This is a genomic window from Allobosea sp. RIT-PG3_2 (assembly GCF_057321085.1).
The window spans coordinates 332610-353541 of sequence record NZ_JBXWCA010000001.1 but is presented as its reverse complement, the minus strand read 5'-3'; the positions used below and the strand labels follow the sequence as shown (position 1 = coordinate 353541).

Here is a 20932-nt window from a genome sequence, read left to right as displayed (position 1 = left end):
CATGAATGCCCAAAATTTCGACGCCAAGCTCTTCGCCAAGGCACAGAAAGGCGCTCGCGCGGCCGAACGGCGGGCCGATTTCGGCCTCGGTCCGCACATTGCCTCCGGCGTGGCGCTGGCGTTGCTGCTCGTGGTCGGATTCGGTGGCTGGGCTGTATCGGCCAATCTCAATGGCGCGGTTCTCGGCCAGGGAATGGTCAAGGTCGATCAGAACCTCAAGGAGGTGCAGCATCGCGACGGCGGCATCATCCGGTCGATCGCGGTCAGGCAGGGCGACAACGTCAGCGAGGGCCAGGTTCTGTTCCAGCTCGAGGACGTCCAGACCCGTGCGGAACTGTCGATCGTCCGCTCTCAGCTGGCGGAGCATCTTGCCCGCGGCGCCAGGCTGGTCGCCGAGCGTGACGGTTTCGACAAGGTCGATTTCCCTTCCCCTCTCGCCGCCTTTTCCGAGGAAGCCGCTGAGATCATCAAGGGCGAGACGCGTCTGTTCGAGGGGAACAGAACCAATCGGGAAAGCCGCAAGGAGCAGCTCGAGATCGGCATCGTCCAGTCCGGGGAGGAGATCAAGGGGCTACAAGCGCGGCATGTCGCCAAATCCGAGGAGCTCAGGCTCGTCGAGATGGAGCGCACGAAGTTTCTCGGGCTCTTCCAGAAGGGCTATATCGATGGCTCAAAGGTCTTCAACATCAACCGGGAATGGGCGCGGCTGCTCGGTGAGCGCGGGGAGATCGAGGCGACGCTCGCGCGTGCCAAGCTTCGCATCAGCGAAACCCGGCTGCAGATCATCTCCATCAACGACACCGCGCGGACGGAGGCGCAGCGCGAACTGCGTCTGGTCGAAGCCAAGCTGTCGGAGCTGCAGGACCGCCGCGTCGCCGGCGAAGACCGGCTGTCACGCACCGAGATCCGCTCCCCAATCGCCGGGACGATCAACGAGATGACGATCTTCACCATCGGCGGCGTCATCACGCCGGCTGCGCGGCTCGCCACCATCGTTCCCATCGGGGCAAAACTGACGATCGAGGTCCGTATCGCACCGGCTGATATCGACCAGGTCAAACCCGGTCAGGCCGCGCGTCTGCGCTTCTCAGCCTTTAATCGCAACATGACGCCCGAAATTCCCGGCAGGGTCAGCCATGTCTCGCCGGCCACGACGAAAGATCCCGCGACCGGCCAAAACTACTATACATGCGAGGTCCAGATCGAAGGGGATATCGCGGTGCTCGGCGACCGCAAGCTCCTGCCGGGAATGCCGGTCGAGGTGATGATCACTACCGAAGAGCGCAAGGCGCTCTCGTTCCTGACCAAGCCTTTCACCGACCATGCGAGCCGGATGTTCCTGGAGCGCTGAGTTCTATTCACCTGCGAGTGAACTGAAGCAACGTAACTGGATCTAACAGCGTGGAAATTGTCGACGCGCTGGCCCTGCCCGCGCCAAACTGGGACCATCCGGGAGCAGACATACCGCACGTCCGCAATGGGCCAGCTTCGGAAGCTCAGGTTCCCAGAAATGAACGTGCTCATCGCTGCTCGCCCGGCCATTGAGAGCGGTAGATTGGTCGTCGCAACTGTCGGAGTTCCGCTCGCGAAGCCGATAGACGGGACGCGGGGAGGGGCGCGGGCACCGGGCAATCAACAATAGTTCGACAGGAGGCCACTCGATTTTCGAACGAGCTTTGCCGAAGTGGCGCCCTTGCAGAGGGCGGACTGGATTGCCAGCTGGCAGGAAAACCGAGCTTCTTGGCCTGTTTGAAAACGAAGTGACGCCCGGCAGGGCCGGGCGTCAAAAATCAGATTGCGGAACTTCTCCTACAATCGCGGCAACACTATGCCTCGTTTTTCAAACCGGGCACCCCGGAATAATCAACTACAGCCTGTCGTGGATCCGCAGGTGTTGCATTTCAGGCAGGTGCCGTTGCGGACCAGGGTGAAGTTGCCGCATTCGCCGCAGCTGTCGCCGACATAGCCCTTCATGATCGCCTCGGCCCGGCGCTCGGACTGCGACGGCTGGGCGGCCGGGGCCGCGAAGCCGAGCTTGGCGATCTCCGCCTCGCCATAGGCTTCCGGTTCTTCCTTCAGCGCGGTGGCGCCGGCGGTGGCGAGCGCCGTCACCGATGAAACCGACCGGGCGACCGCATCGTTGGCCGCGCCGCCGCCCTGGATGGCGAGCAGGTTGATCGGCTTGCCGCGGCGGAACCCGGTGGAGGCCAGCGGGGTCGAGGTGATCGGAGCCGTCGCGTCCGGCGCCTTGTCCTGGCCGACGCCGCCGCCGATCACGTCATGGCCAATCTCGGAGGGATCGACATGGGCGAGGTCGTTGCGGCCGAGATAGGAGATCGCGAGCTCGCGGAAGACGTAGTCGAGGATCGAGGTCGCGTTCTTGATCGACTGGTTGCCGGCGACGAAGCCCGAGGGCTCGAAGCGGGTGAAGGTGAAGGCCTCGACATACTCTTCCAGGGGCACGCCGTATTGCAGGCCGAGCGAGACCGCGATGGCGAAGTTGTTCATCATCGCCCGGAAGGCAGCGCCCTCCTTGTGCATGTCGATGAAGATCTCGCCGAGGCGCCCGTCCGAATATTCGCCGGTATGGACATAGACCTTGTGGCCGCCGACCACCGCCTTCTGGATGTAGCCGGTGCGGCGGTCGGGCAGCTTTTCGCGCTCGCGCTTGCGCTCGATACGCTCGACGATGCGCTCGACGATCTTCTCCGAGATCTGGGTGGCGCGCGCCGCCATCGGCGCTGCGACCAGTGCCTCGATGGCGTCGTCGGCATCCTCGTCCTCATCCGAGATCAGCGCCGAGTTCAGCGGCTGCGAGAGCTTGGAACCATCGCGATAGAGGGCGTTGGCCTTCAGCGCCAGCTTCCACGAGAGCATATAGGCGCTCTTGCAGTCCTCGACCGTGGCCTCGTTCGGCATATTGATGGTCTTGGAGATCGCGCCCGAGATGAAGGGCTGCGCCGCCGCCATCATGCGGATATGGCTCTCGACCGAGAGATAGCGCTTGCCGATGCGGCCGCAGGGATTGGCGCAGTCGAAGACGTTGTAATGCTCGGTCTTGAGGTGCGGGGCGCCTTCCAGCGTCATCGCGCCGCAGACATGGACGTTCGCCGCTTCGATCTCGGCCTTGGTGAAGCCGAGGAAGGGCAGGAGCTCGAACGACATGTCGTTGAGCTTCTCGGCCGGGACCTTGAGCGTGCCGGTGAGGAAATCCTCGCCCAGCGTCCATTTGTTGAAGACGAACTTGATGTCGAAGGCGCTCTTCAGCCCCTTCTCGATCGCCTCGATCTTCTCGTCGGTGAAGCCCTTGGAGCGCAGCGTCGAGGGATTGACGCCCGGCGCCTGCTTCATTGAGCCGTGGCCGACGGCATAGGCCTCGATCTCGGCGATATCAGCCTCGCGGTAGCCCAGCGCCCTGAGCGCGTCCGGCACGGCGCGGTTGATGATCTTGAAGTAGCCGCCGCCGGCGAGCTTCTTGAACTTCACCAGGGCGAAGTCGGGCTCGATGCCGGTGGTGTCGCAATCCATGACGAGGCCGATCGTGCCGGTCGGCGCGATCACGGTCGACTGGGCGTTGCGGTAGCCGTAGCGCTTGCCCTGCTCGAGCGCCTGGTCCCAGACGGCGCGCGAGCGCTCCGCCATGGTGACAGCCGAGCCGCCGAGGCGGGCGAGGGTCGCATGGTCGAGCGGAACCGGGGTGACGCTCAGGCCCTCATAGCCATCGGCAAGGCCATGGGCCGCGGTGCGATGGTTGCGGATGACGCGCAGCATGTGGCTGGCGTTCTTCTTGTAACCGGGGAAGGGGCCGAGTTCGCCTGCCATCTCGGCCGAGGTCGCATAGGCGACGCCGGTCATGATCGCGGTGAGGGCGCCGGCGAGCGCACGGCCTTCGTCGGAGTCGTAGCCGAGACCCATGGTCATCAGCAGGCCGCCGATATTGGCGTAGCCGAGGCCGAGCGTGCGGTACTCGTAGGAGAGCTCGGCGATCTCGCGGGACGGGAACTGCGCCATCGTCACCGAGATCTCGAGCACGACCGTCCAGAGCCGGCAGAGATGCTCATAGGCCGCGACGTCGAAGCTCTTGGTCTCGTTGTCGTAGAACTGCAGCAGGTTGGCCGAGGCCAGGTTGCAGGCCGTGTCGTCGAGGAACATGTACTCGGAGCACGGGTTGGACGCCCGGATCCGGCCCGAGGCCGGGCAGGTGTGCCAGTCGTTCATCGTCGAGTTAAAGTGCAGGCCCGGATCGGCCGAGGCCCAGGCTGCGTAGCCGATCTTCTCCCAGAGGTCGCGCGCCTTCAGCGTCTTTCCGACCTTGCCGTCGGTGCGGCGGATCAGGTTCCAATCCGCATCCGTCTCGACGGCACGCAGGAAATCGTCGGTCAGCGAGACCGAGTTGTTCGAGTTCTGGCCGGAGACGGTGAGATAGGCGTCGGAATCCCAGTCGGTGTCGTAGGTATCGAAGGAGATGTCCTTGTAGCCCTGCTTGGCGAACTGGATGACGCGCTTGATGTAGTTGTCCGGCACCAGCGCCTTGCGGGCGAGCTTCACCTCGCGCTTGAGGGCCGGGTTCTTCTCGGGGTCGAAACAGGAATCGCCTTCGCCCTCGCAGTTGATGCAGGCCTTGAGCACGGCCTTCATGTGCTTCTTGACGGTCTTGGAGCCGGTGACGAGGGCGGCGACCTTCTGCTCCTCCTTCACCTTCCAGTCGATATAGGCCTCGATGTCCGGGTGGTCGGCGTCGACCACGACCATCTTGGCGGCGCGGCGCGTCGTGCCGCCCGACTTGATGGCGCCGGCCGCGCGATCGCCGATCTTGAGGAAGGACATCAGGCCCGAGGACTTGCCGCCGCCGGCGAGCTTCTCGCCTTCGCCGCGCAGCATCGAGAAGTTGGAGCCGGTGCCGGAGCCGTATTTGAACAGGCGGGCCTCACGAACCCACAGGTCCATGATGCCGCCCTCGTTGACGAGGTCGTCCTGCACGCCCTGGATGAAGCAGGCATGCGGCTGCGGATGCTCGTAGCTCGACTTAGACTTCACCAGCTTCCCGGTCTTGAAATCGACGTAGAAATGGCCCTGGCTGGGGCCGTCGATGCCATAGGCCCAGTGCAGGCCGGTGTTGAACCATTGCGGCGAATTCGGCGCGACGCGCTGGGTGGCGAGCATGAAGCGCAGCTCGTCATGGAAGGCCTGGGCATCCTCTTCGGAAGAGAAATAACCGCCCTTCCAGCCCCAATAGGTCCAGCAACCCGCAAGGCGATCGAAGACCTGCTTCGACGAGATCTCGGAGCCGTAATGCTCGCCCTCCGGCAGCTCGGCGAGAGCGGCCTCGTCGGCGACGGAGCGCCAGAGGAAGGAGGGAACGTCGTTCTCCTCGAACTTCTTCAGGCGGGCGGGGACGCCGGCCTTGCGGAAATACTTCTGGGCGAGCACGTCGCTCGCGACCTGGGACCAGGCCTCGGGAACCTCGATACCCTCCAGCCGGAAGACGACGGAGCCGTCCGGGTTCTTGATCTCGCTGACGGCCGATCGGAACGGGATCGCGGCGTAGGGCGACTGTCCGGCGGTGGTGTAGCGGCGCTCGATGCGCATGATCTTCGTCCCTTGATCTGCCGCGGGCTTGCCTTGAAGCCTCGCGCGGCCGGTTGATCACCGGCTCCTGATGTCAGCCAAAACTCGGTTCGACGCCCTGTGGGTCCTCGGCGATGTCGCCCCGCTTGCAGGCCCGGTCACGCCCAAAATGCCCGCGCAATCCCGTTCGCTTCCACGTTAGGCGCGGATGCGGCGGCAGGCCCGGAACACTCTGGAAAACTAGGGTTCCGCAGTCATCCAGAGGGGTTGCCACCGGCTGTCATGCGATGGTCAAAATCTAGCGCCGATCGCTACCGTTCGTCAAGGAATAGTGCGCTGCCATCCCTGTGGACACGACATCTGGTAGGTATGTGTGAGTTATGGGGATAAGTTTCAAGGCGCCGGCTAAGCCTTGGAAATAGCGACGAGAATCGCCGGCCCGCGGCAAGATTGCCACAGAGCCGAGCGAAGCGCAGTCCGTAAAATCCCCACTATTCATGGTTGACGAGGCGTGAATCCTGGCGTGTCGCAAGCGTGCCACATAGGGCGGTTTCGGGGAGCGGGCCAAGTGCTTGAAGTCGGTGCGCTTCGGCCCGCGCATCATGGCGGCGGGCAGGCCGAATCACGGCGAAAATCCGGCAAAGCGCTCCTGACAGAATCAGGCATTGGCGCGACGAGATTGGATGGAGATCGCTCTTCCTTATATGGGCCGCCATGATTCAAGTCGCATCGAAGGCGAGTTCGCTTGCCGCCGCGGATACCGTTTTCGAACTCAGGCGCTACCTGCTGAAACGAGGGCAGCGTGAGACGCTGATCGCCCTGTTCGATGCGGAATTCGTCGAGACGCAGGAAGATGTCGGCATGAGCGTCGTCGGACAGTTCCGCGATTCCGGCCAGCCCGATCATTTTGTCTGGTTCCGCGGTTTTGCCGATCAGGCGGTGCGCAGTGCTTCGCTGCCGCGATTCTATGGCGGGCCGGTCTGGGCCAAGCATGGCCCTGCCGCCAACAAGACCATGATCGATTCCGACGATGTGCTGATGCTGAAGCCGGCGGGGAGCGAGTCGGCTTTCGCCGGTCTGCCGGAGCGGCCGACCGGCATCTTCCCGGATGCAGGGAGGCTGATCCTCGTTTCGACCCATCACGTCCCCGCGATCTCAGCCGAAGACGAGCTGCGGCAGGAGGCGGCTCGGATCGCGGATACGGCTCTCGCCGCGGGCGCGACCGTTCTGGCAAGCCTGATCAGCGATCACAGCCCGAACGGCTTCCCCCGATTGCCGGTGCGGGCGGAAGCGAATGTCGTGGTGACGGTCGTTCGGCCGCCAGAGGGCGGGAGCCCTGCCGTCGCCGCGGCGCTGGGCACGATTGGCGCTGGAGCGGCCGCGACCTCAGTCGAGGTGGCGGAGCTGATACCGACGGGGCGCTCGCGCCTGCGTTAGCGCGGCGTGACGCTAGGCCGCCTTGCTCCGGGCTGGACAGGGCAGGGCGCTGCCGCCATAAGTCAGGCCGAGACGCGCCCGCATATCTGCGCGGCGCCGCAACTGCACGGACTGACGACGATGAAGGACTGGCTGCTGCAGATCTTCACCTGGTGGAACGGCCAGACCATCGGCACGCGCTTCCACACCTGGCGCTTCGGCGAGAAGGTGGGCGAGGACGAGTTCGGCAATGTCTATTACCGCACCGCAGGCGGGGTGAAGGACAAGGCGCTCGGCTTCCAGCGCCGCTGGGTGATCTACAAGGGCGAGGCCGAGGCTTCCAAGGTCCCGCCCGGCTGGAACGGCTGGCTGCACCACACCGTCGACGTCGCGCCGTCCGAGGAAAGCTATCAGCCGCGCGAATGGCAGGAGCCGCACCAGCAGAACTGGACCGGCACGGCGCTGGCCTATCGCCCGCAGGGTTCCACCCTGGCCGAAGGCGAGCGCCCGGCCGCGACCGGCGACTACCAGGCCTGGACGCCCGGCCGCTGAGGCGAAGGCTCCGAGACACAGGGCCGCTCCATTCGGGGCGGCCTTTTTCATGGTCGGTGGGGCAAGATAGCCGGCGCGGCGAATGCTTCGGGCGGTCGGGGAAACAGAACCGGCTCAGCTGTTATTCGGCGTGCTCAGCGTTCCATGTCGCCGCATATTCGGCGCACATGCGGTAGACCGCATCGCGATCCGTACAGCCCGCTGGTTTCAAGCGCGTTGGCAGAGCGGTCTGAAACGGCACGTAACCCTGATGGGCAAGCCGCCAGAGGCGACGAAGCTCTTTCAGCGGCTCAGGATGGTCGTCGACCCGCAGATCGAAGCTTGGAAACGGAGCCTCGGTCCATATGCGAATGGCGCAGGACTGGCGGCCCCTCTTGTCGCCTCCTGCGCGTTCGCCGGCTTCCATTGCGACGATGAGGCGCTCGTCAAAACTCAAGGCGGAGGCCGAGACATAGGCATTCAGGGTTTCATCGACGACCTGCTGCCCCGTCAGCATATTTCCCGCGACGGAGACTTGTGGGCCTTCGACGTTCCCGCTCCAGCCGATACACGCCGAACCCGTATAGGCGGACACCCTGCCTTCGCGGTCGACCAGATGGATTTGTCGGTGGTCGCGACCTTCGTCCAAGGCTGACAGTGCAGCCACGACGTCACGCGCGGAGCAGCCTTCCTGCAGCAGCCTCACCCCGTCGACGCCGAAAAACGGGTTGGCGAGGGCTTGGGTCGCTATCGCACCGGTGCGGCCGGCTCCATACGGAACCACAGCTCCGACAGCCAGCGCCTTCGATGCGCACAAGATGCCAAACGCGCCGGTTTGCGCGTGTCTTGCGACAATCGACCAGGTCATGGAGCGTTCCTCGTCTCGGCAGTGAGGGGCAATAGGCGCCCATTCGACTTTTTGCAAAGCGCGCTCTATCGCGAGACGTGAACCGGTGGTCCTGCCAGACCGCACCGGCCATCGATGTCGGTGCAGCTTAGGTTGCTGGCGGCATTTCAGGCGCGATGCCCTTTTTCCGCTGCGTTTGCCGTGTTACTGCGCCTCGTCGCGGTCCTTCCGCGCTGTCGAAGAGATTCGCGCCAGCATGCCGTCGTTGTTCCGTTTTCCGATCCTGGCAGGCCTCGCCACGAGCGCCGTCGCGATGCTGGCCGCGATGGGGCCGGCGCAGGCCGACCGCATCCGCAACCCGACCGCCGTCTTCGCCGGGCTCGACAAGATCACCGGCCGCATCATCTCCTTCGAGGTCGCGGTCGACGAGACCGTGCAGTTCGGCGCCCTCCAGCTGACGCCGCGCGTCTGCTGGACCCGGCCGCCGACCGAGGCGCCGCAGACCGACTCCTTCGTCGAGGTCGACGAGGTCACCTTCAAGAACGAATACCGGCGCATCTTCACCGGCTGGATGTACGCGGCGAGCCCCGGCCTGCATGGCGTCGAGCACGCGATCTATGACGTGTGGCTGACCGACTGCAAGGGCGGCACCGAGCTCGTCGTCGATCCGAAGGAAGCCGAGCCTCCACCAGCGCCGGAAGACCCGCGCCGGCCGCGCACACCGCCGCGCGATCCCAACCAGCCGCCATCGCTGCAGCAGCCGGCGCCGCTGCCCGGCGGGCGCATCGATGTCGAACCGCCGCGCGGCGTGCCGGTGCAGCCGCAGCGCCCGAGCCAGCGCTTCTTCCCGACCAACCCCGGGCAGGGTCGCGACCCGACCGGCGGCGGCTGATCCGTGTCGCCCGACGGCGCCGATAAAGGGGCCGGGCGCGAGACGACGCGCATCAGGCGCCTGCGCCGCCGCCTCTCCGAGCTGCGCAAGCGGCTCTCGGCCGGGCAGCGCTTTCGGGACGGGCTCGAACACGCATTGATGTCCAGCGCAGCGGCACTCGCTGCCTATCTCCCGACGCAGGCGCTGGGGCTGCGCGAGGGCTTCTGGGCGGCGATCACGGCCATCGCGGTGGTGCAGACCGAATTCGGGGCGACACGGACGACGGCGCGCGACCAGTTCGTCGGCGCGGCCATCGGCGGCGGGATCGGCGTCGCGGTCGTGCTGGTCACCGGGCAGAACATCCTTAGCTACCTGCTCGCGGCGGCACTCTCGGTGCTGGCCGCCTGGATGCTGAACGTCGCCAGCGCCGCGCGGCTGGCCGGCATCACCGCCACCATCATCCTGCTCGTTCCCCATCCCGGCACGAGCGCCCAGCAGATGATGCTCTCGCGCGTCGTCGAGGTGGGCTGGGGCGTCAGCGTCGCGATCGCCGTGGTCTGGCTGGCCGAGCGCCTCGATCCGCGCCGGCCGGCCTGATAGGGACTGCTCAGAGTTCGGCGAGCGCCTGGCTGCCGCTCAAGATCGCCCGCGCCGGCCAGGCATGCCAGTTGCCCCGGTGGCGCAGCGCATCGTCGAGCCTGGGCCTGTAGGCGTCGCGCGGAATCTCGATCGTGCCGAACTGTGCGAGGTGTCCGGTCTGGAACTGGGTGTCGAGCAGCCGATAGCCGCCGCGCCTGAGCCGCGCGACGAGATGGACGAGTGCGACCTTGGAGGCGTCGGTCTCGCGGTGGAACATGCTCTCGCCGAAGAAGGCGCCGCCGAGCGACAACCCGTAGAGACCGCCGACGAGGCGCCCTTCGCGCCAGCATTCCACCGTATGGACATGGCCGAGCGCGAAAAGCTCGCTGAAGATCGCGCGGATGCGGCCGTTGATCCAGGTCTCGGGACGGTCCGGGCGGGCTTCGCCGCAGGCGGCGATCACCGCGTCGAAATCGCTGTCGATCCTGATCTCGAAACGGTCCGAGCGGACGGTGCGCGCCAGCCGGCTGGACAGATGGAATCCGTCGAGCGGGATGATGCCGCGCAGTTCCGGCTCCACCCAGAACAGGCTCGGATCGTCGGCGCTCTCCGCCATCGGAAAAATGCCGGCGGCATAGGCGCGCAGCATGATCTCCGGCGTGATCGCGGGCGAGCGGACGGGCACGGAACGGGCCTTCATGCGTGGATGGGAGCGCGGCGTGGGCGGGGAGTCAAACAGAAGCTGCCGTACTCGCAAAGGAGCTGATCGTCACGTCAGGCGGTCGCCGGTCTCCGCATCGGAGTAGCGGAATGGCAAGCGTCATTCTCGGGCGGAGCGAAGCGCAGGCCCGAGAATCTCAGGACCGGAGGGAACTGGTTTCCGAGATGCTCGGGTCAAGCCCGAGCATGACGAGATTGATCATGCATGGCTCCTGCAGGCAGGACGGGCGGTGGCCTCAGAAACGACCTGAAAACACCGCCGCAACACGCTGAAAGATCAGCTTTCCGCAGCTTCCTCGCCGGGTGCGCTGTCCTCGACTTCGGCATCGCCCTCGCCATCGTCGTTGATGCACTCCACCGAGACGACCTTCTCGTCCTTGGCGGTGTTGAACACCGTCACGCCTTGCGTCGAGCGGCCGGCGATGCGGATGCGGTTGTCCGGGCCGGCATCCACCGGCACGCGGATGACCTGGCCGCCATCGGTGACGAGCATCAGCTGGTCGCTGTCCACCGCCGGGAAGGAGGCGACGAGCTTGCCGTTGCGCTCGTTGACCACCATGGCGACGATGCCCTTGCCGCCGCGTCCGGTCACCCGGTACTCGAAGGACGAGGTGCGCTTGCCGTAGCCCCGCTCCGAGATGGTCAGGATGAACTGCTCGGCAGCCCCCATCGCCGTGTACTTCTCGAGCCCGAGCTCGATATCCCCGGCGCTCTCCTCGGCATCGGCCTCGACGGCGGGTGCTGCGTCCGCTCCCTCGTCCGATTCGCCATTGAGGGCGCGGCGGTTCGCAGCTGCGCGCTTGAGATAGGCGGCGCGCTCATCCGGCGTGGCATCGAGATGGCGAAGGATCGCGAGCGAGATGACCTCGTCGCCCTTGGCCAGGTTGATGCCGCGCACGCCGGTCGAATCGCGGCCCTTGAAGACGCGCACCTCCGGCACCGCGAAGCGGATGCACTGGCCGTCCGCCGTGGTCAGCAGCACGTCGTCGTTCTCGGTGCAGATCTGCACGTCGACGATGTGGTCGCCCTCGTCGAGCTTCATCGCGATCTTGCCGGCGCGATTGACGTTGACGAAGTCGGAGAGCTTGTTGCGGCGCACCCCGCCCGAGGCGGTGGCGAACATCACGTCGAGCGTTTCCCAGCTCGCCTCGTCCTCAGGCAGCGGCATGATCGTGGTGATGCGTTCGCCGGTTTCGAGCGGCAGCATGTTGACCAGCGCCTTGCCGCGCGCATTCGGCGCCGCCAGCGGCAGCCGCCAGACCTTCTCCTTGTAGACCTGGCCTTCCGAGGAGAAGAACAGCACGGGCGTGTGCGTGTTGGCCACGAACAGCCGCGCGACGAAATCCTCGTCCTTGGTCGCCATGCCGGAGCGGCCCTTGCCGCCGCGCCGCTGCGCCCGATAGGTCGAGAGCGGCACGCGCTTGATGTAGCCGCCATGCGAGACGGTGACGACCATGTCCTCGCGGGCGATCAGGTCCTCGTCGTCGAGATCGGAGCCCCAGTCCTGGATGACCGTGCGGCGCGGCGTCGCGAAGGCGTTCTTGACCTCGGCGAGCTCGCTCTTGACGATCTCCTGGATGCGGGCACGCGAGCGCAGGATGTCGAGATAATCCGCGATCTCCTTGGCGAGCTTCTCCAGCTCGTCGCCGATCTCGTCGCGGCCCAGAGCCGTGAGGCGGGCGAGGCGCAGCTCGAGGATCGCCTTGGCCTGCGCATCCGACAGGCGATAGGTGCCGTCCGGATTGATCGGGTGCCGCGGATCGTCGACCAGCGCGATCAGCGGCGCGATGTCCTCGGCCGGCCAGTCGCGCGCCATCAGCGATTCATGCGCCGCCGCCGGGGTCGGCGCGGTGCGAATCAGGCGGATGACCTCGTCGATATTCGCGACTGCTGTAGCGAGACCGCAGAGCACATGGGCGCGTTCGCGGGCCTTGTTGAGCAGGTAGCGCGTGCGCCGCGAGACCACTTCCTCGCGGAACTCGACGAAGGCGGAGATGAAGTCCTTGAGGTTCAGCACCTCCGGCCGCCCGCCGGTCAGCGCGACCATGTTGGCGCCGAAGGAGGTCTGCAGCTGGGTGAAGCGGTAGAGCTGGTTCAGCACGACATCGGCCAGCGCGTCGCGCTTGATCTCGATGACGACGCGGACGCCCTCGCGGCTGGATTCGTCGCGCAGGTCGGAGATGCCCTCGATGCGCTTCTCGCGCACCATCTCGGCGATCTTCTCGACCATCGACGCCTTGTTCACCTGATAGGGAACCTCGGTGACGATGATCGCCTCGCGCTCCTTGCGCAGCTCCTCGATATGCGTCTTCGAGCGCATCACGATCGAGCCGCGCCCGGTGTGATAGGCCGAATGGATACCGCTGCGGCCCATGATCGAGGCGCCGGTCGGGAAATCCGGGCCGGGCACGATCTCGATCAGCTCGTCGATCGAGATCTCGGGGTTGTCGATGAAGGCGACGCAGGCATCGATGACCTCGCCGAGATTATGCGGCGGGATGTTGGTCGCCATGCCCACGGCGATGCCGCCGGCGCCGTTGACCAGCAGGTTCGGATAGCGCGCCGGCAGGACGGTCGGCTCGTGCTCCTTGCCGTCGTAGTTCGGCTGGAAATCGACCGTATCGAGATCGAGGTCTTCCAGCAGCGGCATCGCCGCCTTGTCGAGGCGCGCCTCGGTGTAACGGTCGGCGGCGGGGCTGTCGCCGTCCATCGAGCCGAAATTGCCCTGGCCATCGATCAGCGGCAGGCGCAGCGAAAAGTCCTGCGCCATGCGCACCAGCGCGTCGTAGACCGCGAGATTGCCGTGCGGATGGTACTTACCCATCGTGTCGCCGACGATGCGGGCGCATTTGGTGTAGGGCCGCTCGGGCAGGTTCTTGTTCTCGTGCATCGAGAACAAGATGCGGCGGTGGACCGGCTTCAGGCCGTCGCGGACATCGGGCAGAGCGCGGCTCACGATCACGCTCATCGCGTAATCGAGATAGCTCTTCTTCATCTCGTCGGTGATCGCGATCGGCTTGATGTCGCCGCCGAATTCCGGGGCGCCGTCGCGCTTGTCGTCGGTGTCGTCGCTCAAAGGGAAATGTCCCGATTCCTGCTAGTTTTTCAGGCTTCTGGCTACCCGATTCCGGCCTTTGGCGCCAGCAAAAGCGGGCTCTGTCCCGGCAAAAATAAAGCCTGCGATATCAATCGCTTGCAGGGGGTTTTCTGAGCCGTCCACAAGCGCTGCCACAATCCCGCCTTTCTTGACGGGTGACGGCGGGCAAAAGCCGTGGTCAAGTCGGCGCCGCATGTTCATCGAATTCGCCACTTCCGCGCTCGTCACCATGCTGGTGACGCTCGATCCGCCCGGCCTTGCGCCGATCTTCCTGTCGCTGACGCGTGGCATGTCGTCGGGCGAGCGTCGGCAGGTCGCCGTGCGCGCCTGCATCATCGCCTTCGGCATCATGGCCTTCTTCGGCGTGGCGGGAGACGTCGTGCTGAAGGCGCTCGGCGTCTCGCTGCCGGCCTTCCGCATCGCCGGCGGGCTGCTGCTGTTCTGGATCGCCTTCGAGATGGTGTTCGAGCGCCGCAACGAGCGCAAGCAGCAGACGGCCGAGACGGCGATCACGCAGGACCATATCCGCAACGTCGCGGCCTTCCCGCTGGCGATCCCGCTGATGGCCGGGCCCGGCGCGCTGACGGCGATGATCCTGCTCGCCGGCCGCGCCGGCGGCGACCCGCTTCTGCTGGTGACGCTGGCGCTGATCTGCGGGCTGGTGATCCTGTCCTGCCTCGCCGTGTTCCTGACCGCGACGCCGATCGCGAAGCTGCTCGGCGTCACCGGCAATGTCGTGTTGACGCGCCTGCTCGGCGTGATCCTGGCGGCGCTCGCCGTTCAGTTCGTCATCGACGGGATAAGGGCGGCGATGCTGGCGGGGTAGGGGGCGAGGCGGAGTGTTCCGCTTCCGACCCTTTCCGGACTCACGCGCCTAAACTGCGAGGGCAGGGATTTGCTCCGGCTTGCAAGCGGCTCTAACACTTGCGGCCCTAACACTCGGGCGCAGTCGACAATGCAGCTGCGCGACGAGCACAGGAGCAGGATTTGACGGGGTTCGCGAGGGCCGTACAGGTGTCGATCGTCTGCACGGTCCTGCTGTCTGGCACGCCCGTGGCCGCTCGGAGCCTTCTGGGTTGTTTCGCTCGGACTTATGATGCCGCCCATCTTCACCTGCATCTTGACCAGCAGGTTCAGCGCCTATGGCTTCGCGTCGAAAAGTCCCGCTACGATCCGGGCAAGATCGATTTCGGCATGAATCTCTGGATCAGAGGACGGCAACAGATCTGGCGCGCAGGCGGCCGCTGCGAACAGAGCGCCGAAGGATTGAGCTGCCAGCCCGACACGGACGGCGCCTCCGGACTTCTACTATCGCTGGAGGGTCGCAACCTCAGACTCACGAACCCCGGCAAGCTGAAGATCTTCGACGATGAGACCGGGCCCGATTTGAACGAAAAGCTCATCGGCGGTCCCAACGACTCGACTTTCTTGCTCAGGCCGGCGAGGGGCGCTGTCTGCAACGCCTCCCGCTGACGAGCGCTCCGTTGCAGGTCGCCTGACCTCGACGGCGCGATGCCGGGACGCAGGCTTTGCATCCCGGTATCGCGAAGACGTTCATGCCTTACGGCACGGCAGTGCTCAGAACTCCGACCAGCCGCTCTCGTTGACCGCGCGGCCGCGCACCGGTGCGGACGGTGCCATGGCACGGCCGATCCTGCGCAGGTCGCGGGCCTGTTGCGCCGCGGCGTCGTGCACGATCACGGGCTTGGCCGCAAAGCCAGAGTCGCCTCCGCCGGTGCGGAAGGTCGAGACCAGCCCGTTGAGCTGGGCGATCTTGTCGGAGAGCGAGGCGGCGGAGGCCGCGCTCTCTTCCGCAAGCGCTGCGTTCTGCTGGGTCATCTCGTCGAGATGCGCCACTGCCTGGCTCATCTCGTCGATGCCGTTGGCCTGCTCGCTGGCGGCTGACGAGATGTCCGAGATCGTTGAGGACACCCGCTGCGACGCCTCCAGGATACGCTGCAGGGCGTCGCCGGCCTGGCGCACCAGCTTCACGCCCTCGCCGACCTCGATGTTCGAGGACGAGATCAGCCCGGAGATGTCTTTGGCCGCCTCGCCGGAGCGTTGTGCCAAAGTGCGCACCTCGGAAGCGACGACCGCAAAGCCCTTGCCGGCATCGCCGGCGCGGGCCGCCTCGACCGCCGCGTTCAGCGCCAGCAGATTGGTCTGGAAGGCGATATCGTCGATCACGCGGATGATGTCGGAGATCTTCTGCGAGGCGGTCTCGATGCGAGCCATGGCATCGACCGCCTGGCCGGCGATGGTGCCGCCGCTTTGCGCCGCTGACATCGCCTCCTCGGCGATCTGGGTCGCCTGGCGCGACGCCTGGGCCGACGCCTTGACCGAGGCCGCCAGCTGCTCGGTGGTTGCCGCCGTCTCTTCCAGCGATGAGGCCTGCTCTTCCGTGCGCTTCGAGAGGTCGTTGGCGCCCATGTTGATCTCGCGGGCGGCCAGGCCGACATCCGACGAGGTCACCTGGATCGTGCGCACCGTCGCCGAGAGGCGCTCGACAGTGTCGTTGATCGCGCCCTTCAGGTCGGCGAAGCGGCCGCGATAGGCCGTCGCGATAGTCTGGGTCAGGTCGCCGGCCGCGACGGCGGACAGCGTGCCGGCGAATTCGGTCGTCGCCGAATCGACCACGGCATTGATCTCGTTGATGCCGGCGACGAGCTGCTGCATCTGCTCGTCGGCCTGCTCGATCTCGAGCCTGGCCGAGAAGTCACCGGCGGCGGCGGAGGCGACGACCTCGCCGATGTCGCTGACGATGCGGGCCATCGAGTCGGCGCGTTCGAGCCTGGCCTTGGCCTCGGTGCGCTCCTGCTCCTCGAGAGCGCGGATCTTCTGCAGGTTGCCCTGGAAGATCTGCAGCGCCGCCGCCATCGCGCCGACCTCGTCCTTGCGGTCGGCATGCGGCACGGCGGGCTGAAGATCGCCCTCGGCGAAGCGCGTCATGATGCCGGTCAGTTCGCGCAGCGGGCTGATCGCCTTGAGCGACCACCAGGCGATCGTACCGCCGACCAGCAGGCCGACACCGCACAGGATCATCGTGAGCAGCGTGAAGCTCTGTGCCACGCCGCGCACGTCGTGTCCGAGCGCCTGATTCTTCGCCTCTTCCAGATCGATGAACTGGTTGATGCGGCCGAGCCATTCGGTGAAGAGCGGCTTCGCCTGCGTCATCAGCGCGGTCTTGGCCTGCTCGCCATCGCCAGCGCGCTGCAGATCGATCACCTTGGCGATCAGCGGCATCGTCTTGGCCTCGGTCTCCTTGATGCTGGCCAGGATGCGCTGCTCGTCGGAATTGCCCGCCGCGCTGCCGGCATAGAGCGCATCGAGCGCGACCGCCGACTTGCGGTAATTCTCGGCCAGCCTGGCGATGTCGTCGACATTAGCCTGAAGATCGCGCGCACCGCCGAGGCTGACGTCGCGCAGGCTGATCGCACGGTCGTGCACGCTGCCGCGGAAGTTGATCGCGAAGCGCTGCTTCACGGAATTGACGTCGTTGATGGTCGTCAGGCCGTCATTGATGACACCGACACGGTCGACGCTGACGACCGCGAGCGCGATCAGCATGACGAGAATGATGCCGAAGCCGACGACGAGGCGTTGGCCGATCTTGAGCTTCTTGATCATATCCGTCTTGCTCTTCTGCGTGGGGCTTAGGCCGGGGAGGGCTTGGCAGGGATAGTCGGCTCGACATCGCGGGGAGCGACGCCGACCACGCCAGGTTCGGGAGAGAACGAACGACCCTGGGCCGCCGTCAGCTGCGCACGCGGGTAACCCCTGCCTGCAACCGGGCCCATATCATTCCCCCTCCGCTCGGATCGCGATACGGCGCCTGCCGACCTCCGATCCGCTTCTTGCGCGGTCGGGTTCACCATGGTCATTTGTGGTAAATATTCGGTGAAACGCTGGGGCATGCGGCCGATGATGGCGCGTCGCCAAAGATGCACCCGACGACTTCTGATGCGTTTTACAATTAATCTAAAACGACGCTCGGTCGAAATTAAGTATTATCGAAGACATAACTCTGGGGCACCACGATCTGCCCAGATCAAGCAGCGGTTGCCGCGGCGCAGGGTGCCGGCGCGTTCGCATGGTCACGCGCGGCGGGCGGCTCTCGGCCCGCCGGGGAATCGGGCTGGCCTGTGAGGCGAATGCCGCGAATCGATGCGGCGTTCGCCTCGTCGCACCAGCGTTCGCGGGTCACTTCGCCAGAAACGCCCGGATCGCGCCTTCGGCCTGCTTCATCGACATCACGCCGTCGAGATGGCCACGCGAGCCGTCGATGGTGACATGGGTGATGTCGCGGCCGGCATCCTTGGCCACCTTCACCGTGCGCTCGACCGCGTCCGGCGTGAAGACGAGGTCCTTCGGCTGGGTGATGTAGAGCATCGGCGCCCTGATCTTCGCCATGCCATCCGCGAGCGAGGTGCCGCCGGCGGTGAAGAGCTGGTTTGCCTTGATCAGGTAGAGGAAGTGATTGGCGTCCGAGACCTTTGCGCGGGCAGCGCCGGCATTGTCGAGCACGCTCTGGAACTGGAACCTGTTGAGCAGCGCCTTGGCCGGATCGTCGCCCTCCTTGGCCGGCCTGCGGCCGAAGGTGGCGTTGGCCCAGTCCTGATGGTTGGCCTGTAGCGTCACGGCCGCCAGCGCCTTGGCGAGCCCGGCTAGCGGCGGCGCCTTGCCGTAGTAGTTCCCGCCGTTCCAGTTGGCGTCGACCAGGATCGGAGCGGCCCAGACGTCGAGCCAGCCGATCAGCATGGCGTCGGCTTCGGCCGCGCCGATCACCGGCATCGCCTTGGCAACCATCTCGGGGTGGCTCGCTGCCCATTCGAAGGTCTGGAGCGAGCCCATCGAGGGGCCGGCGACCAGTGCAAGCTTCTTGATTCCAAGGCTTTCGACCAGAGCTTTCTGAACCTCGACGAAGTCGCGGATGCCGACGATCGGGAAATCCAGCGCATAGGGCTTGCCGGTAGCGGGGTCGATCGAGGCCGGGCCCGTCGTGGTTGTCTTCGGGTCGCCGGTGTTGAGGTTCACCAGTGTGTCGGAGGCGATGACGAAATACTTGTCGGTGTCGATCGCCTTGCCGGGGCCGATGATGGCATCCCAGTATCCGGGCGCAGCGTCCGAGGCCGCGTATTTGCCCGCAGCGTGCGAATTGCCCGAGAAGAAATGGCAGATCAGCACCGCATTGGATTTGTCGGCGTTGAGGGTGCCGTAGCTCTCCCAGCCGACGCGGACCTGCTTCAGCGTGCGGCCGGACTGGGTCGTGAAGCTCGGCAGCTCGAAGACCTTCTTCTCGACCATCAGATCCTGTGCGCCGGCCATTCCCGCTGCAACCCATCCCGCAAGGGCGAGAACGCCCGTGATCCAAATCCGCATCGCCGCTTCCTCCCTCGGCCGTCATGCGGCCGTTGCCGCATCAGAGCGGATTTCCGCGCCCTGTGGAAGCGGCTTCGCTCAGCGGGTGAGGAGGGCCGGAAAGGCCGTGCCGCTGGCAGGGCTTACGAAGGCCTCGGTCTCCAGCTCGAAGAGCGGGGAAGCCACCGGCCCCTTGAGACTGAAGGGCAGCTTCAGCGCGCTGCTGGTCGAGGCGAGCGAAGCGACCATGTCGAGAGTGCGGCTGCGCAGCGAGGCATTGCCGCTCAGGTTGAAGCGATAGGTTTGGCCGTTCATCTGGGCTTCGGTCAGAACCAGCAGCCCGCCGGCGATGCCTGCATTGGCGGTCAGGCTCTCGAAGGGCGTCTTGCCCTGGCGCCAGTCGCGCAGGGCCTGTGCGGGGTTGCGCTCGGCGCGGCGCAGCAGATCGGAGAAAGCGGCTCCGGCGAGCTCGCCCTGCTTCACGGAGAGGTTGGCACGCCCGGTCAGCGACCCCAGCATCTCGTCGAAGGTGCGGCCGGCACCGTCGAGCGCCAGCTGGAACGTGCCGTTGCCGCTCAGGCGCCCAAGCTGCGGAATATCGCTGCTGGCCTGCCCGATATTCACCTTCTCGAGCCCGGCCTGGAGCTTGATGTCGACGCCGGCAGGGGCGCTGACCGCCAGCAACCGCGTCTTGACGCTGCCGCCATAGGCGCCGGCGCGCAGCAGGCCGGTTTCGAAACGCCCCTTCTTGATCAGGAGGTAGGTCGCGACGTCGTTGAGGCGGGCGCCATTCAGCCTGGCGGCATCGACGGAGATCCTGAGATCGATCTCGCGCGCCGTCCAGGCGTCGAGATCGAGCGGGCCGGTGTCGGCGGCATCGATGGCCGGGATCGGCAGGCGGTTGACGAGACGGCCGATGTCGAGGGTCGCGCCTGCGAGAGTTCCGGAGAGCGCGGCGCGCCCGCCCGCGCCCTCAGACAGCTTGATGACGCCGTCGAGGCGTTCGCCGTCGAGGCTGGCGATGGCGTTGTTGAACGAGGCTTCGTGCGGCTTGAGCTGCAGATCGGCCGAAAGCGTGAGCGCGCCGAGGGCCGAGGCCAGTCGCGAATCCTCGCCGAACCAGCGCAGCAGCTCGGGAACCGACGGCGAGGAGAGGGCGAGAAGACCGTTGACGACAGGCTCCTCCGGCCCCGAGCGCGTGCCGTCGAACCGCAGCTTCAGCAGCGGCGAGGTGACCGAAAGCGCCGCCTTGGCGCTCCCGCCGACCATCGGCCAGCGCAGGTTCACTTCGGTCGGGACGCCGCGCCAGGTGAGGGAGCCGGCCAGGTCGAGCGGCTCGTTCAGGCTGCGCTCGTCGATGACGAGGCTGAGATCGCGCACCACGCTCTGGATGACGCCATTGGCACGCAGGAAGATCGAGCCACCCTGGACGACGATCTTGCTCTGGCTGCGCAGCCTTTCGAGCTCGGCCAGCGGCGCCGCGAGCCATTCGGTCACACCGTCGCTGCCGGGTGCGACCGAGACGTCGATCTGCGGCGCGACGAGGTCGATCCTGTCGAAGCTCAATCGGCCGGTCAGCAGGGGCAGGAGACGCAGATGGGCGCGCACACGGACAGCCTCGCCCGAGAGCGCGCTATCCCGCTGGCTGAAGCCGACGCGGGACAGGCTGATGCGCGGGAACGGCAGGAGCGCGATCTCGGCGCGCTCGATACCTTTGACGACGAAGCCCGTCTTCTCCTCGACCGCGGCGATGGCGCTACGCTCCACCCGGCCGAGCGCGAGATCCCAGGACTGCAATCCGAGCAGCAGGCCGATGACGACGGCAAGGCTGAAGGCGAGGATCGCTGTGCGTCTGGTCATGGACTTCCGAATCGGACGGGCCGAAAGTCAGCCAGCCCCCTGGCGGCGCTTGGTTTAGGCCGATGCGGGCGGGTTGTCGAGGCCG

At 65.9% G+C, this 20932-nt stretch carries 14 protein-coding genes; 7 read left to right on the top strand and 7 right to left on the bottom strand.

Annotated features, from left to right (window positions below; translation table 11 throughout):
* Nucleotide 1 precedes the first annotated feature (1 nt).
* Nucleotides 2-1351, top strand: coding sequence for an HlyD family type I secretion periplasmic adaptor subunit (locus tag AC2FAN_RS01565; RefSeq protein ID WP_485172460.1), 1350 nt, complete (start codon nucleotides 2-4; stop codon nucleotides 1349-1351).
* 512 nt (nucleotides 1352-1863) lie between these two features.
* Here the strand turns inward: AC2FAN_RS01565 and AC2FAN_RS01560 are convergent.
* Nucleotides 1864-5589, bottom strand: a complete 3726-nt coding sequence (locus AC2FAN_RS01560) for a vitamin B12-dependent ribonucleotide reductase (protein ID WP_476806524.1) — start codon at nucleotides 5587-5589, stop codon at nucleotides 1864-1866.
* A gap of 693 nt (nucleotides 5590-6282) precedes the next feature.
* On the opposite strand from AC2FAN_RS01560, the gene AC2FAN_RS01555 reads away from it, so the two are divergent.
* Nucleotides 6283-7005 (top strand): NIPSNAP family protein, encoded by a 723-nt coding sequence (locus tag AC2FAN_RS01555; RefSeq protein ID WP_265053186.1) that lies wholly within the window; start codon nucleotides 6283-6285, stop codon nucleotides 7003-7005.
* Nucleotides 7006-7125: 120 nt separating this feature from the next.
* Nucleotides 7126-7536 carry an NADH:ubiquinone oxidoreductase subunit NDUFA12 gene (locus tag AC2FAN_RS01550; protein WP_265054815.1) on the top strand — a complete coding sequence of 137 codons (411 nt, stop codon included), beginning with the start codon at nucleotides 7126-7128 and terminating at the stop codon, nucleotides 7534-7536.
* A 121-nt stretch (nucleotides 7537-7657) separates the two neighbouring features.
* On the opposite strand, the gene AC2FAN_RS01545 is transcribed toward AC2FAN_RS01550, so the two are convergent.
* Complete coding sequence (locus tag AC2FAN_RS01545; protein ID WP_485172459.1) at nucleotides 7658-8383, bottom strand: DUF1028 domain-containing protein; 726 nt, start codon at nucleotides 8381-8383, stop codon at nucleotides 7658-7660.
* Between the two features lie 244 nt (nucleotides 8384-8627).
* Here AC2FAN_RS01545 and AC2FAN_RS01540 point away from each other — a divergent pair, with 244 nt between their 5' ends.
* Together AC2FAN_RS01540 and AC2FAN_RS01535 are read left to right on the top strand one after the other, a co-directional pair.
* Nucleotides 8628-9254, top strand: a complete 627-nt coding sequence (locus AC2FAN_RS01540) for a DUF2155 domain-containing protein (protein WP_442865016.1) — start codon at nucleotides 8628-8630, stop codon at nucleotides 9252-9254.
* A gap of 3 nt (nucleotides 9255-9257) precedes the next feature.
* A complete protein-coding gene (locus AC2FAN_RS01535; RefSeq protein WP_265053188.1) occupies nucleotides 9258-9830 on the top strand; it encodes an FUSC family protein in 573 nt (190 codons plus the stop codon).
* 10 nt (nucleotides 9831-9840) lie between these two features.
* On the opposite strand, the gene aat is transcribed toward AC2FAN_RS01535, so the two are convergent.
* Together aat and gyrA are read right to left on the bottom strand one after the other, a co-directional pair.
* A complete protein-coding gene (aat, locus tag AC2FAN_RS01530) occupies nucleotides 9841-10512 on the bottom strand; it encodes a leucyl/phenylalanyl-tRNA--protein transferase (RefSeq protein ID WP_476806522.1) in 672 nt (223 codons plus the stop codon).
* Between the two features lie 297 nt (nucleotides 10513-10809).
* Nucleotides 10810-13608, bottom strand: a complete 2799-nt coding sequence (gyrA, locus tag AC2FAN_RS01525; RefSeq protein WP_485172458.1) for a DNA gyrase subunit A — start codon at nucleotides 13606-13608, stop codon at nucleotides 10810-10812.
* Between the two features lie 214 nt (nucleotides 13609-13822).
* Between gyrA and AC2FAN_RS01520 the strand changes: the two genes are divergently transcribed.
* Together AC2FAN_RS01520 and AC2FAN_RS01515 are read left to right on the top strand one after the other, a co-directional pair.
* Nucleotides 13823-14455: a MarC family protein gene (locus AC2FAN_RS01520; protein ID WP_265053192.1), complete on the top strand. Its 633-nt coding sequence runs from the start codon at nucleotides 13823-13825 to the stop codon at nucleotides 14453-14455.
* A 161-nt stretch (nucleotides 14456-14616) separates the two neighbouring features.
* Nucleotides 14617-15102, top strand: a complete 486-nt coding sequence (locus tag AC2FAN_RS01515; protein WP_485172457.1) for a hypothetical protein — start codon at nucleotides 14617-14619, stop codon at nucleotides 15100-15102.
* A gap of 105 nt (nucleotides 15103-15207) precedes the next feature.
* Here AC2FAN_RS01515 and AC2FAN_RS01510 read toward each other — a convergent pair whose 3' ends face one another.
* From AC2FAN_RS01510 to AC2FAN_RS01500, 3 genes are all read right to left on the bottom strand, one after another.
* Nucleotides 15208-17256, bottom strand: coding sequence for a methyl-accepting chemotaxis protein (locus tag AC2FAN_RS01510; protein ID WP_476806520.1), 2049 nt, complete (start codon nucleotides 17254-17256; stop codon nucleotides 15208-15210).
* A gap of 573 nt (nucleotides 17257-17829) precedes the next feature.
* Nucleotides 17830-19008 carry an E22 family MetX-like putative esterase gene (locus AC2FAN_RS01505; protein ID WP_476806519.1) on the bottom strand — a complete coding sequence of 393 codons (1179 nt, stop codon included), beginning with the start codon at nucleotides 19006-19008 and terminating at the stop codon, nucleotides 17830-17832.
* A gap of 78 nt (nucleotides 19009-19086) precedes the next feature.
* Entirely contained in the window at nucleotides 19087-20847 is a 1761-nt protein-coding gene (locus AC2FAN_RS01500; protein ID WP_265053196.1) for an AsmA family protein, read from the bottom strand.
* Nucleotides 20848-20932: the final 85 nt, after the last annotated feature.